We start from the raw sequence: 14,090 nt of genomic DNA, 5'->3' as shown, positions 1-14,090 counted from the left end.
CCCTGACAATTAATTGTTGTTGCGCAGCTCGTAGTTCATGCCCAGGCCGATCGACTTCGCGAAGGGAATCAGCTGGTTGAAATACAGGGATACGCCGTCAACCTTGTTGCCGACCGATGATTTGGGAACGAACACGATGTCGCCACGTTTGAGCAGCACCGGCGCTGTAGGGCCACCCGCACCGCCCGCCCAGAGAAACTTGCTGTAATCAAAGAAATAGGTCTTGTAGAGCCCGTTTTCTTCCTGACGCAGCAGCGCGACCTGACCGGCATCGGCATCCAGCGCCACACCGCCCGCGCCGACAATCGCCTGATCGAGATTGGTAGCAACGTTGACCGGCAACGTTACCGAGTTACGTACGGCGCCGCCGACAAACACGGTGTTGCCCGGTGACTGGGAAATGTTGATGGTCAGTGCCGTTTCGCGGTAGACATTCTGCAGCTTGCTTTCCAGCAGGTCATTCAACTGCTGGAGTGTCAGGCCCGCTGCTTTGACCGTGCCGATGTAAGGGTAGGAAAAGGTGCCGTCGTTGAGCACCTGAAACAGCGTCAGCTCGTAGATAGAGTTGGCGGTAAACGCCGAAATCGACGGAGCTTCGCCACTGTTGCGCACGATTCGCAAGGTATCGCCAGGACGGATTCTTTCCGGCGGCAGCGGTTTGCCCGCCAGTGCGCGACCTGCCGCCTGACCGGCTTCAATTTGCGCGCGGTCATCCGGCAAGCCCACCCTGGACGGGGTGTTGCATGCACTCAACAGCAATAAGCTTGCGATCAGCATCATGCTTTTCATTGGTCCTGAACTCCTGTCGAGCACAAATACGGCTCCCTTGCGGGTAATAAATTCATGTTGGCGGGTACTGCCTGTTCCGGTTGCTATCAATTGAAAACCGAGTGAATCAAGCGGCGTCTGCCGCTCGTGAATCAGCTCTTCACCGTCTTGTCGGGCACGCGTCCGTAAATGTCGGTAAAGCGCACGATGTCGTCTTCCCCCAGGTATTCACCGCTCTGCACCTCGATCATCACCAGGTCGATGACGCCCGGGTTGACCAGCCGGTGCGTGAACCCCGGTTTGATGAACGTCGACTCGTTGGTATCGAGCATGAATTCACGCTCGCCATTGGTGACGGTTGCCATGCCGCTGACCACGATCCAGTGTTCGCTGCGGTGATGGTGCATCTGCAACGAGAGTGACGCTTGCGGGCGAACGACAATGCGCTTGATCTTGAAACGCTTGCCTTCTTCGAGCACCGTGTAGGTGCCCCACGGGCGGGTGACGGTACGGTGCAGACGGTAGGCGTCATGGCCCTGGCGCTTGAGCTCCTGAGCGATGATCTTGACGTCCTGACTGCGGCGTCCGTCTGCGATCAGCAAGGCGTCGGGGGTGTCGATGATGATCAGGTTGTCGAGGCCGATAGCGCCCACCAGGCGTTTGGGCGAGTCGATGTAGCAATTGCTGACGTCATGCAGCACAGCTTCGCCATTGCAGTAATTGCCTTGAGCATCGACCGGAGACAGTTCACGCACCGCCTGCCAGGAACCGATATCACTCCAGCCGAGCTGGCAGGGCACCACGGCAACTTTTTCGGAACGCTCCATCAGTGCGTAGTCGATGGAAATGTCCGGGGTCAGAGCAAACGATTCGCTGTCCAGTTCGACCTGCAGTTCACGATTGCCTTCCTTGCGCGGGCTCGATTCCAGGCAGTTGCTGACCGCGTTCAGCACATTAGGCGCGTGGGTGCGCAGCTCGCGCAGCACGGCATCGGCACGCATGCAGAACATCCCGGCGTTCCAGAAATGCAGACCACCGTCCACATAGCCCTGGGCGGTAACTGCATTGGGTTTTTCGACAAAACGGGCGACCTGACAGGCGTCGGCACTGAGTGCCGGGCCTTTTTCGATGTAGCCAAAACCGGTTTCCGCTGCGGTCGGGACGATGCCGAAGGTCACCAGCCAGCCCTCGGAGGCCAGCTTCTGCGCGGCAGTCACTGCTCTGGAGAATTCCTCGACATTGGTAATCAGGTGATCGGCAGGCAATACCAGTAACTGCGCGTCATCGCCATACAGCTGGCTGACATGCAGCGCAGCGGCGGCGACCGCGGCTGCGGTGTTGCGCCCGAAGGGCTCGAGGATGAAATCCAGACGCGCATTGCCTTTGTTCAACTGGCGGTAGTCGTCCACTGTGCGGAAGTACACCTCCCGGTTGGTAACCGTCAGCAGGCGGTCGACTCCGGGCAGGCCGACCGCACGCAGGAAGGTCTTCTGCAGCAGGCTCTGGCCGTCGGGAAGGCGCATGAACGGCTTGGGCATGGCTTCTCGCGAGACTGGCCACAGGCGGGTGCCGGAGCCACCGGCGATGATGCAGGGAATGAGCGTACTCATCAGTAAGCCTCGCGAGTGAATAGCACTGCAGGCACAGTGCGCATAAGGATGTACAGGTCGAACCAGACAGACCAGTTTTCGATGTACTCGAGATCGAACTCGACGCGTTTTTCGATTTTTTCCACGGTGTCGGTTTCACCACGATAGCCGTTAATCTGCGCCAGCCCGGTGATCCCCGGTTTGACGCGGTGGCGCGACGTGTATTCTTTCACCGCCTGCTCGAACAAAATCCCTGCAGCCTTGGTGGCCGTTGCATGCGGGCGTGGCCCGACCATTGACATGCTGCCTGCCGCTACGTTGAACAGCTGTGGCAGTTCATCCAGGCTGGTCTTGCGAATGAAGCGCCCGACCCGCGTGATTCTGGCATCGCCACGGGTGGTCTGGCGCTCGGCTGTTGCATCGGCCTGGTGCTGATGCATGGAGCGGAACTTGAATACTTCGATCAGGCGATTGTTGTAGCCGTAGCGCTTCTGGCGGAAAAACACCGGGCCTGGGGAGTCGAGCTTGATCGCCAGTGCGACCAGCAGCATTACCGGTGACAACACCAGCAATGCGAGCGACGACAGAACGATATCTTCGGCGCGTTTGATGAATGGAGACCAGCCACTGAGCGGCAGATCCGATGCATTGAACATCGGCAGCCGGGCCACTTCGGTAATGCGGTTGTGGGTATGCCGGAAGGCAATCATGTCCGGCACCAGCAACACGTTGACCGGTAGTCTGCGCAGTTCGCGAATGATGTAATCCATGCGGTTTTCCGCCGTCCAGGGCAGGGCGACCAGCACTTGGGTCACTTTCTCTTCGCGAATCAGCCGTTCCAGGTCGCTGGTATTGCCCAGCAGGGGCAGGTTGGCCACGGTTTTGGGCATGCGACCGATCCGGTCGTCGATAAAACCTGTGACACCCGAACGGATGTCCTGATGTTCCAGCAGGTACTCGGCCAGGCGCAGGCCATTTTCCGTCGCGCCCAGAATCACGGCATGTTGCAGGAACACCCCCTTGCGCATCTGACGCTTGAACAGCATCAACAGCAGCAGACGAATGATGCCGAACAGCGCCAGGCTGGTCAGGTACCAGATCAGCGATTCTTCAGGGGAGAGATAGCCGAACAGCCCCATTGCCTGTTGCATGAACAGCAATAGCCCGAAGGCTGCGGTCCAGGCAACCGCCAGCGCGCCCATGCGCAGATCGTTGCTGAACAACGCTTCGGAATAGACGCCCATGGCCTGAAACACCAACACGCCGACAAAGCCGAAAAACAGCAGCATGGTCATATAACCCTGTTGTGTTTCCGGGCCGTCATGCTTGATAAGCAGCATGATTGCAAGGCCGGGCAGAATGCAGGCAATGCCATGGGCCAGGCGAATACCGAAAAGAAAGTATTCGACCAGACTGGTGCGGGTGAGCGAAAGACTGTCGACCGGCTGCAACCTCATAGAACTCCCTTACTCCCTGTATGCGTCTGGATCCTGCTGATCCTGGGCGTTTTGCGATGACGCGTTTGCAGCTTCAAATAGGCATCTGTTCACAGATAGTGTCCAAGCGTAGCCAGTTACGTGTCGGGGTCATGACGAATCCGGACTGTCTTTTGTGAATATCACTTTATATATGTCGTCCTGTTCCGAATTTTATTTAAGACTTTTCAACCATTTGTAGATGAAACTTCCCTCAAGTGAGGGGCCTGCTGTCAGTAAAGCTCATGAAACAAATAGCGTCAGTACAAAAGTGTGCCAACTCTGATGCAATCGTTGCTCCAGAGCTTCTGCTTCCGGGTTTTGCCCAGTATTGGCGGGGGTTGATCTGTTCTTGATGACGTGAAAAAAATTTCTGTGACGGGTGGGCCTTTTTGACATGTGCGGGGTCACAGTCATGCGTCGTGCGAAATGTATGCGGGCGCTGATTACAGAAAGAGCGTCGCTCGCAGGCTTCAATTCGTAGGGTTCGTCAGAGGAGGTGTCATGACACAACGCAGGGCAATGCTCATTCTTCACGGTAAACAGGCGCTCAACGAAGACGTACGTGATGCCGTTGCAGACAAGCGCAAGCAGGGCTGGGAGCTGGACGTGAGGCTCACCTGGGAAGCTGGCGATGCCCAACGCCTGGTTGGCGAAGCGCTGGCCGCCGGGCATCGGCATATCGTGGCGGGCGGTGGGGACGGTACCTTGCGAGATATCGCCGAGGCCCTGGCGCTGGCTGAAACACAAGCCAGCCTGACTATTTTGCCGCTGGGCACTGCCAACGATTTTGCCCGCGCAGCCGGGGTGCCTCTTGAGGTCTCCAAGGCTCTGCAACTGATGGACGTAGCACCGCGTGCCGTTGATCTGGGTGAAGTTGGTGGCAAGCTGTTCCTCAACATGGCTACCGGCGGTTTTGGCAGTCAGGTAACCGCCAACACATCCGAAGACCTGAAAAAGGTATTGGGCGGCGCGGCCTATCTGTTTACCGGTCTGACAAGGTTCAGCGAGCTGCATGCTGCCCACGGCGAACTCACCGGGCCGGATTTCCACTGGCGTGGAGACCTGCTGGCGCTGGGTATCGGCAATGGCCGGCAGGCAGGCGGTGGACACGAGCTGTGCCCGACCGCACTGGCCGATGACGGTCTGCTCGACATCAGTATCCTGCCAGCGCCTCAGGAAGTGGTCGGCACGCTGAGGAGTCTGCTGGAAGGCGGGCTGGGCATCGACAACATGTTCATTCGCGCGCGTTTGCCCTGGGTAGAGCTCAAGTCGGCTCAGGGTCTGGACATCAACCTAGATGGTGAGCCGTTGTCTGGCGAGGACCTGCGCTTCGAAGCGCGGCCGGGCGCGCTTCAGGTGCATTTGCCGGCGGATTCTCCGGTGCTGAGCCGTGCACCGATGCTCAATCGTCCAGACTGATAATCCGCTCGCGAACGCAAAACAGTACCAGCCCGGCGACGTCGAATATCTGTAGCCGCTTCATGACCTGGGAGCGGTGGGTCTCGATGGTCTTGATGCTCAGTCCCAGGCCGACGGCAATCTCACGCGTGGACTTGCCGCGCACGATCAGACGCAGGATTTCCAGCTGGCGAGCGGTCAGGTGATACCGCTCCTTGGCCGCCTGGGCCCTGTCCGAGCGTGTTCCGCGCAGGGCGCGCTCGATAACGGTATGAGCGATGGCCGGGCTCAGATAGCGTTCATTGTTGCGCAGCGCTTCCAGTGCCTGTTCCAGTTCGGTCGCGGTGGTGTCCTTGAGCAGATAGCCGCGAGCCCCGATGTCGAGCGCACGCATGATCATGTCCGGATCGGTGTGCATCGACAGGATCAAGACCTTGCAATGTGGCTGTACTTTAAATAGTTGCTCGAGCGCCTCAAGGCCGTCGACGCTCTTCATCCAGATATCGAGCAGGATGATATCGGGCTTGAGTCGCTGCGCCAGGCTCGACAACTGCGCGCCGTCCGCCCCTTCACCGAGAATGGCATAGCCCGGCATGTCTGCAACCAGCGCTCGCACGCCGGCTCTGATCAGGGAGTGGTCGTCGACCAGTAACAGATTGCAGGTCATTGTGGCTTCTTGTGTAGATGGGACCGCCGAGGCGTGCGTTCAGTCCCTGGTCAACCTTTAAGACGATTTGAAAGCAGTGAAGACAATGGACGGAAAACGCTGACGTGACAACATCACTTCACTGACATTGCGGTGTAATGCCCGACAGTCGAGCGTTATCGTTGGGTTGCATCCTTCGTCAGTGCCGATTGCGAGGAGGCGCTGGCCAGTTTTTCCAACAGCTCCAGCTGTTCGTTGTTGTCCATCGTCAACTCACCCGTTTGCGGATCGAGAAGCTCGACCTGCCAGGACATGAGCATCAGGCAGTTTTTAACGGTCAGCAGGGTTTCCTGTGAGAGTTCGTTGGCCTGGCCACCGCTTTTCAATAATTGACACAGCTGACGTGAAAACTCGGCAATGCACGGCACAGGCGCGGCTTCCGCCTCCTGGGCCAGAGTGCGCAGGGTGGTCAGAAGGCAGCCGGTGGCGTCCTCGTCGTTGGGGATCAACTCCAGGTGCGAAAGACATTCTTCCGACTTGTACAGAAGTGCCTGAGAGGTGCTCAGGAACTGGTCGTGCTTATGCTGCCAATCGTTGTTGCTCAGCATCCTTTGTCTCCACTGATCATGGATAGCGAACTTCCGCCCGCGGCGAATGGCTGACAGTTAATGTCGATTTCAAACAAAAGTATGTAGGGCATTTCTGAATGTTGCCAGCGCCGCTTGATTACAAGGTTTGAAAAGCGGACACGAACCTGACGCCATTCTTGTATTGAGAATGGCGTCACAATAGTGGCAATTAGATGTCGATCATATCAGGTTATCCCCGATTGACTTTTTGTGCTTCTTTGATTTTTACCTTGAGCGACTGGGTATGTTCAGGCTTTTCCAGGACGCGCCCATCGTCGTATTTGTCTGGCTGGAAAGCGACACCAGTAAACCATGATGGTAAAGTGACATCAATGCTGAGGATAGCCTTTCATCGCTATTAAGGTCCGGCTGGTTTCAGCCGATACAGGCTCAACAGACTCATCGTGACCATTGCTTCAGGAGCTAATAATGGCAGGCATTCTCGACACAGTAGATCAGCGCACACAACTGGTGGGCGAGAATCGCCTGGAAATCCTCATGTTTCGCCTTGCCGGTCGGCAATTGTTTGCGATCAACGTGTTCAAGGTCCAGGAAGTATTGCAGCTACCCAAGCTGACCCTCATGCCGCAACGCCACTCGTTCGTCTGCGGCGTGGTCAACCTGCGTGGCCAGACCCTGCCGGTGATCGATCTTTCCCAGGCCATCGGTATGCGGCCGCTGGTGCCGGGGCCTGGCAGCACGATCATCGTCACCGAGTACAATCGCTCGGTTCAGGCCTTCCTGGTCGGTGGTGTGGACCGCATCGTCAACATGAACTGGGATGCGATCATGCCGCCGCCGGCCAGCGCCGGTCGTCAGCATTACCTGACGGCCATCAGCAAGGTCGATGACCAGCTGGTAGAAATTATCGACGTCGAAAAAGTACTTGCCGAGATCGTGCCGTACAACGCCAAGGTGTCCCGCGAAAAGCTCGAAGACCCGGTACTGGAAAATGCCCGTGGTCGTGAAGTGTTGCTGGTCGACGACTCCAAGGTGGCGCTGGCGCAGTTGCGTGACACGCTGTCTCAATTGGGCCTCAAGCTGCACGTGGCCAGTGACGGTCTCAAGGCGCTGAACATGCTCAAGGGCTGGGCGGACGCGGGCGAAAACGTTCATGAAAAGCTGCTGATGGTGTTCACCGATGCCGAGATGCCGGAAATGGACGGTTATCGCCTGACCACCGAGATTCGCAACGACCCGCGTTTGCGCAGTCTGTACATCGTTCTGCACACCTCGTTGTCCGGCAGCTTCAACGAATCGATGGTCAAGAAGGTCGGTTGCGACAACTTCCTCTCCAAATTCCAGCCCGACAAGCTGGTCGAGGTAGTGCGCGAACGTCTTTTGATGATTGGCTGATACCTTGCGCGATTGTTGATCGCGGATGCCTGCCGCTCCGGCTTCGGATAAGCTTTGATGTCTTCGTCAAAGCTTATCCCGCCATCAAAGGAACCGGCTCTCATGTTGCGTCTCAGCTCTCTCTATCGTTTCCCTCTCAAATCCTGCAAGGCGGAGACGCTGCAACGCGCGTCTTTCGACCAGCTGGGGTTGGCGGGGGACCGACGCTGGATGCTGGTCGACGAAAGCAACGGTCGGTTCTTCACCCAGCGCGCCCTGTCGCACATGTCCCAACTGACGGTGTTGTGGAATGCCCGCGGCGGTGTAACCCTTTCGGCACCCGGTTTCGAGCCTCTGGACGTCGCGGTTCCGCTGGATATCGAGTCAAACCTGCGCGGTGTGACAGTCTGGCGTGATTCGTTGCAGGTGCCGGACGCTGGCGATGTGGCTGCCGAATGGGTCAGCCGGTTTATTGGCAAGCCCACCCGCATGGTCTATCTGCCGGTGGAGCGTGCGCGCTGGCTGCCCGGGGGCTATCAGACGATTAACGACCGGGTGAGTTTTGCCGATGGCTTCCCGTTGCTGCTGATTGGTCAGGGCTCGCTCGATGACCTGTCGTCGCGCCTGGGCAGGCCATTGGAAATGCTGCGCTTCAGGCCCAATCTGGTGGTTGAAGGGGCTGAGGCCTTTGCCGAGGATGGCTGGAAGCGTATCCGTATCGGCGACATCGAATTCCAGCTGCTCAAGCCTTGCGCGCGCTGCATTCTCACCACTATCGACCCGGCTACCGGCGAGCGCAGCGCGGATCGCGAGCCCTTCGCCACACTCAAGACCTATCGGGAGGTGGAGGGTAACGTGCTGTTTGGCCAGAACGTGGTCAACGAGGGGCTGGGCGAGCTTGAAGTGGGTATGCCGGTCGAAGTGCTGGAATAGGTGTTGCGTGGCGGCAGGAGTGCTCTGAGAAGCACTCCTGCCGACCGGTCACTGATCGTCGAAAAACCGCTCGTGCCAGTCAACCAGCGGCTGAGGCGAGTTGAGCTTCTGGCCGTAGATCACCGAATAGGACAACACGTTCTGTACGTACTGGCGGGTTTCATCGAACGGTATGCTCTCTACCCAGACATCGAAGGCCAGGTGATTGGCACCTTTCAGCCATTGGCGTACGCGGCCTGGCCCGGCGTTGTAGGCGGCTGAAGCAAGCACGCGGTTGCCGTTGAACTGGGCATGCACCGAACTCAGGTAGGCAGCGCCCAGCTGAATGTTGGTGTCCGGGTCCAGCACCTGCTGCGGCGATGCCAGCGGGATGCTGAACTTGCGGGCAGTTTCCTTGGCGGTGGCAGGCATCAACTGCATCAGCCCGCTGGCACCGACGCCCGAGCGAGCGTCATCCATGAAGGCGCTCTCCTGGCGCGTAATGGCGAATACCCAGCTTGAGTGCAGCCCACGCACCTTGGCTTCGCGTACCAGTGTGTCGCGATGGGCCATCGGGAAGCGGATGTCCAGATCATCCCAGTATTGCGCCTGGCTGATCGTGCGAATGGCTGGGAAATACCATTTCAGGTCGTAGGCCAGTTTGGCCTGGGCAACCATTTCGTCACGGTTGAACTGGCGGCTGACGTGATACCACTCGCGTCGTCCATCGACGATTTCGCCGCGATCATGAAACTCCAGCGCACGACGCACCCCGGGTGTATTGCGTACCTTGTTGATCAGCGCCTGGCTGAGCACCAGGGGCTTGTTGTTGAGCTGATAGGGGCTTTGTGTGCGATCGGCCGCCAGAAAACCGTAGAAGTCGCGCTCTTTGGCCACGTCCTTGTACAGAGCGGCAATCAGCGGGCTGTTGGGCTGCGCCAGTTCCAGAGAGCGGGCTTCCCAGTAACGCCAGCGATTGGTCGCAGCAAGGTCCTTGGGCAGTCGACGTGCCAGTTCGTAGGCATCTTCCCAGCGACCCAGCCGCAGCAGCAGACGCATACGCCACTCGGTAACCGTATTGTCGCGCAGCTCCGGGTCGTACCGGGTCATGACCTCCAAGGCGCGGTCGTCGTAGCGACGTGCCAGGGTCAGGCCGATTTCCTTGGCAATTTCCACCTGCTCTTCACGGGAGAAGTGCATGGTTGCCGCGTAGCCATCGAGCATCGACAGGGCTTTCTGCGGATCCTCCTTGGCCAGTCTGCGCAGGCCAAGGCCGACCACATCGGACATGGCTTCATCCACCGGCGCGAACTGCGCGGGGTTGTTGACCATTTCCGGCTTCTGGGCGACGGCCAGCAGCAGGCGTCCTTGCGGGGCCAGGGAGTTGAGACTGTTGACCAGGGTGTTGGCCAGGCTGTAATTGCGTGCCTGAGCGGCCAGTTTGGCCCGTTGCCAGCGTTTCTGCTCTGTCAATTGGCCTGCGGCTGCCCATTGCGCGAAAAAGCCGTCACAGGCGGCTGGCAGTGTCTTGCCGGTCATCCACAGTTTTTCTGCGCTGGCATAGCCTTCGGCACGCTTGTTGTTGCTCAACTGGTATTGGCCGTACAGGCAATCCAGTTCGACGAAATTCATTTTCGGGTCGTAGTACTTGACGAACGGTTGCCAGTCGCCGCGTTCCGCCAGCCAGCGCAACCAGCGCAACTTCATCCAGTTGGCCTGCGGCAGGTCTCCATGCTCGGCAAGAAACTTCTCGATTTCCGCGTTGCTGGCAGTCTTCAGGCGCGCCGTCAGCTCGTCGTATTCGAGGTAGGGCTCCAGCGGATAATCGGCCAGCGCGGTGCTGTACATCTGATACGGGCCTGAATCGCCCTTGGCCAGCGCACGCTTGGCTTCGTCGTAATACTTGCGTTGTTGGTTGAGGTCTACCGCATGAGCAGTCTGGATGGCGGTGGTGGAGAGGAGCAGGCACGATAAAAAGCTGAACAAACGACTGCGCATGAGACTTCCGAGCAGATGAGTCGTGAAAAGTATTGCTAGCTTAGCCTTTTGCCAGCTCATGGTGAAAGCATTGCCGACGAGCTTGTCTCATATGGAAATAATTGTCGGTTATGAAGGGTATGTGGAAGTTGTCACGGGTGCCACGATTCCCGACATCCGCCGGTTATCTCAGGTAGAATGCGCGCCCGGTTTTTGGAGAAGCTCATGACCCTGCTCAAATTCAGCGATGTGTCCCTTGCTTTCGGCGCCATGCCGTTATTGGACAAGGTGTCCTGGCAGATCGCCCGTGGTGAGCGGGTGTGCATCATCGGCCGTAACGGCACAGGCAAATCCAGCATGTTGAAGCTGGTAAAAGGCGTTCAGAAGCCTGATGACGGGGCTGTCTGGCGTGCGCCCGGCCTCAAGATCGGCGAATTGCCCCAGGAATTGCCGGTAGCCGACGGACGGACTGTCTTCGACGTGGTAGCCGAAGGTCTGGATGGCGTCGGTGCGTTGCTGGCCGAATACCACCATCTGGCGCAGAACTGCGTCACCGAGGAAGACCTGAACAAGCTGATGCATGTTCAGCAGGACCTCGAAGCCCGTGATGGCTGGCGCCTGCAGCAGTTGGTCGAGAGCACTCTCAGCCGCTTGCAGTTGCCTGCCGACAAGACCCTGGCCGAGTTGTCCGGTGGCTGGCGTCGCCGTGTTCTGCTGGCTCAGGCGCTGGTTTCCGAGCCGGATCTGCTGCTGCTCGACGAGCCGACCAACCACCTGGATATCGGCGCTATCGCCTGGCTTGAAGAAGCCCTCAAGGATTTCCAGGGTGCGGTGCTGTTCATCACGCACGACCGGGCATTCCTGCAAAACCTTGCGACCCGTATTCTTGAGCTGGACCGTGGTGGCTTGATCGACTGGGACGGCGACTACGCCAGTTTCCTGGTCCACAAGGAAGCCGCACTGGCAGCCGAAGAGACTGCCAACGCACTGTTCGACAAGCGTCTGGCCCAGGAAGAGGTCTGGATCCGGCAGGGCATCAAGGCTCGTCGTACCCGTAACGAAGGCCGCGTGCGTGCCCTGAAGGAGTTGCGTGTAGAGCGTAGCGAGCGCCGTGAACGTACCGGCAAGGCCAATATCCAGCTCGATACTGCCGAGAAATCCGGCAAGCAGGTCATGGTTCTCGACAACGTCAGCTTCGCCCATCCGGGTGGCCCGATGTTGATCAAGGATTTCTCCATGGTTCTGCAGCGCGAAGACCGTATCGGTCTGCTCGGCGCGAACGGCACCGGCAAGACCACATTGCTCAAGCTGATGCTCGACAACCTGCAGCCGACCGGTGGCAAGGTTGAAGTCGGTACGCGTCTCGATGTGGCCTATTTCGACCAGTTGCGTCACCAGCTCGACCTGGAAAAGACCGTGATCGACAACGTTGCCGAGGGGCGTGACTTCATCGACATCGATGGCCAGAGCCGTCATGTCCTGAGTTACCTGGGTGACTTCCTGTTCAGCCCGCAACGTGCCCGCACGCCAGTCAAGGCGCTGTCCGGTGGCGAGCGTGCCCGTCTGTTGCTGGCCAAATTGTTCAGCAAGCCTGCCAACCTGCTGGTGCTCGACGAACCGACCAACGACCTGGACGTCGAAACTCTGGAGCTGCTCGAAGAGGTTCTGCTGACCTTCAAGGGCACCGTATTGATGGTCAGCCACGACCGGGCATTCCTCGACAACGTCGTCACCAGCACGCTGGTGTTCGAAGGTGAAGGCAAGGTTCGCGAATACGTCGGTGGTTATCAGGACTGGCTGCGTCAGGGCGGTTCGCCGCGTCTTCTGGGTGTTGCCGACACCAAGTCGGGCAAGGCCGAACTGGCCAGCGCTGTGGTGCAGGCCGCACCGGTTGCCGCGCAGGACATGCCGGTCGCCAAGAAGAAGCTTAGCTACAAACTTCAGCGCGAGCTGGAGGCGCTGCCTGCACAGATCGATGAGGTTGAAGGCAAGATGGCCGTCCTGACTGCAGAAATGGCCGAGCCGGGCTTTTACCAGCGTTCTGCGGAACAGACTGCTGCCGTGCTGGCGCAGCTGGAAAACCTGCAGGCCGAGCTGGACAAGCTGCTGGAGCGCTGGGCCGAACTGGACGAGTGATCGCTGACGCGTTCGTGTGATGCAAAAAAGCCCGGGTAACCGGGCTTTTCGTTGTAGCAGGCCAGATTACTCGGGCTTTTTAAGGCTCACTGCCAGCACGTCACATGGTGCGCCGTGCAGGACGTCGTTGGCAGTGGAGCCAAGCAACAAGGCCAGGCCGTGGCGGCCATGGCTGCCGACGACGATCATGTCACAAGCCTTGCTCTTGGCGAGTTTGTGGATTTCCTGCCGTGGCTGACCAATCACTATGTGGTTTTCGCTGGTTTTCAGCTGCGGGTACTTGAGTTTGAGCTTTTCGAGCTTCTCCTGGGCCTGATCCATCTGTTGCTGTTGCAATTGCGAAAGGTCCATCGGGACGTCACCGCCGAACGCCATGGCGATTGGTTCGACGATGTGCACGACCGACAGTTTTGCTTCGCTGGCCTTGGCCAGCAAGCTGGCGCGACGGATGACCGGGTCACACTCATCGGTGAGGTCAATAGCAACCAGAATGTGTTCGTATGGCATGAGGGTGTCCTCCGGGAACATTGCGATGGTGGGAGTATGGCTCTTTCGTTCGCATCTGGGCAGACCCTTGTGCAAGCCATTGTTTTCAAAAATGTTGTGAGAAGTCCGAAATCGGCTTGGGGGCAAGAAATATGACGGTCTGGATAGTCCTGTCAATCATTGGTGTGATGCTGAGCCCGCTTGTGTGGTTGCGCCCGTCGCGTCATCAGAGCGGCAGGATGGCATTGCGCATGGAGGCGCGCCGTCTGGGCATGGGTATGCAGCTTGCCCCGCAAGAGTGGCCGCACTGGCTGACGAAAGAACCGCCAAGCCCGTGCGCACAGTACCATCGCCCGCGCCTGGGCTCGCATGCAGATGCCTGGGTTTACTGGCAGAGCGAGCCAGGCGTCTGGCGCAACCGCTGGCGTGAGGTCTGCGAAGATCCAAAAGTGCTGTCTTATCTGCAGACGTTGCCCGCAGATGCCTACAAGGTCGAAGCTGACGGGCAGATGGTTGCCGTGTACTGGGCGGAGCGGGGCGAGGCAGAAGTGTTGCAGCGTATTGATAAGCTGCTCAAGGAATTGGCCTGAGCCTGAATCAAAGGCATTAAATCGCAGGCATTAAAAAGCCCGATAACAACATCGGGCCGGGGTTGGCCAGGCAGGCCGATAATTCGTCGCGTGCCGACAGGCTTTCGCTGCCATGTCGGCCTTCGCTGTTGCGCACCCGCAAATCA

The 14,090-nt window shown here is 58.5% G+C and carries 12 protein-coding genes; 5 read left to right on the top strand and 7 right to left on the bottom strand.

Annotation, left to right across the window (positions count from 1 at the left end):
* Positions 1-9: 9 nt before the first annotated feature.
* The 3 genes from KP808_RS15945 to KP808_RS15935 all read right to left on the bottom strand — a co-directional run bounded on the left by KP808_RS15945 (position 10) and on the right by KP808_RS15935 (position 3,814).
* Positions 10-789: a polysaccharide biosynthesis/export family protein gene (locus KP808_RS15945; protein ID WP_004656922.1), complete on the bottom strand. Its 780-nt coding sequence runs from the start codon at positions 787-789 to the stop codon at positions 10-12.
* A gap of 131 nt (positions 790-920) precedes the next feature.
* Entirely contained in the window at positions 921-2,378 is a 1,458-nt protein-coding gene (locus KP808_RS15940) for a mannose-1-phosphate guanylyltransferase/mannose-6-phosphate isomerase (protein ID WP_122281087.1), read from the bottom strand.
* Positions 2,378-3,814 carry an undecaprenyl-phosphate glucose phosphotransferase gene (locus tag KP808_RS15935; RefSeq protein WP_054077753.1) on the bottom strand — a complete coding sequence of 479 codons (1,437 nt, stop codon included), beginning with the start codon at positions 3,812-3,814 and terminating at the stop codon, positions 2,378-2,380. The genes KP808_RS15940 and KP808_RS15935 overlap by 1 nt, the downstream gene beginning before the upstream one ends.
* 522 nt (positions 3,815-4,336) lie before the next feature.
* Here KP808_RS15935 and yegS point away from each other — a divergent pair.
* Entirely contained in the window at positions 4,337-5,254 is a 918-nt protein-coding gene (gene yegS, locus KP808_RS15930) for a lipid kinase YegS (RefSeq protein WP_002554118.1), read from the top strand.
* Here the strand turns inward: yegS and KP808_RS15925 are convergent.
* Complete coding sequence (locus tag KP808_RS15925) at positions 5,238-5,900, bottom strand: response regulator (protein ID WP_058409056.1); 663 nt, start codon at positions 5,898-5,900, stop codon at positions 5,238-5,240. The genes yegS and KP808_RS15925 overlap by 17 nt on opposite strands.
* Before the next feature lie 155 nt (positions 5,901-6,055).
* Positions 6,056-6,487 (bottom strand): hypothetical protein, encoded by a 432-nt coding sequence (locus KP808_RS15920; RefSeq protein ID WP_058401586.1) that lies wholly within the window; start codon positions 6,485-6,487, stop codon positions 6,056-6,058.
* 450 nt (positions 6,488-6,937) lie between these two features.
* Between KP808_RS15920 and KP808_RS15915 the strand changes: the two genes are divergently transcribed.
* Positions 6,938-7,864 carry a chemotaxis protein CheV gene (locus tag KP808_RS15915; protein WP_002554114.1) on the top strand — a complete coding sequence of 309 codons (927 nt, stop codon included), beginning with the start codon at positions 6,938-6,940 and terminating at the stop codon, positions 7,862-7,864.
* 102 nt (positions 7,865-7,966) lie between these two features.
* Positions 7,967-8,776 (top strand): MOSC domain-containing protein, encoded by an 810-nt coding sequence (locus KP808_RS15910; protein ID WP_057404139.1) that lies wholly within the window; start codon positions 7,967-7,969, stop codon positions 8,774-8,776.
* Between the two features lie 48 nt (positions 8,777-8,824).
* Here KP808_RS15910 and KP808_RS15905 read toward each other — a convergent pair whose 3' ends face one another.
* Positions 8,825-10,753 (bottom strand): transglycosylase SLT domain-containing protein, encoded by a 1,929-nt coding sequence (locus tag KP808_RS15905; protein WP_002554112.1) that lies wholly within the window; start codon positions 10,751-10,753, stop codon positions 8,825-8,827.
* A gap of 204 nt (positions 10,754-10,957) precedes the next feature.
* Between KP808_RS15905 and KP808_RS15900 the strand changes: the two genes are divergently transcribed.
* Positions 10,958-12,868 carry an ATP-binding cassette domain-containing protein gene (locus KP808_RS15900; protein ID WP_002554111.1) on the top strand — a complete coding sequence of 637 codons (1,911 nt, stop codon included), beginning with the start codon at positions 10,958-10,960 and terminating at the stop codon, positions 12,866-12,868.
* 66 nt (positions 12,869-12,934) lie between these two features.
* On the opposite strand, the gene KP808_RS15895 is transcribed toward KP808_RS15900, so the two are convergent.
* Positions 12,935-13,375 (bottom strand): universal stress protein, encoded by a 441-nt coding sequence (locus KP808_RS15895; RefSeq protein ID WP_004665751.1) that lies wholly within the window; start codon positions 13,373-13,375, stop codon positions 12,935-12,937.
* Positions 13,376-13,506: 131 nt separating this feature from the next.
* Between KP808_RS15895 and KP808_RS15890 the strand changes: the two genes are divergently transcribed.
* Complete coding sequence (locus KP808_RS15890) at positions 13,507-13,944, top strand: hypothetical protein (RefSeq protein ID WP_122258393.1); 438 nt, start codon at positions 13,507-13,509, stop codon at positions 13,942-13,944.
* Positions 13,945-14,090 lie beyond the last annotated feature (146 nt).

This window comes from Pseudomonas savastanoi, assembly GCF_020917325.1.
Classification (GTDB): Bacteria; Pseudomonadota; Gammaproteobacteria; order Pseudomonadales; family Pseudomonadaceae; genus Aquipseudomonas; species Aquipseudomonas amygdali.
Note: the sequence above shows the minus strand (reverse complement) of the source record. Positions and strands in the feature narration are given on the sequence as shown.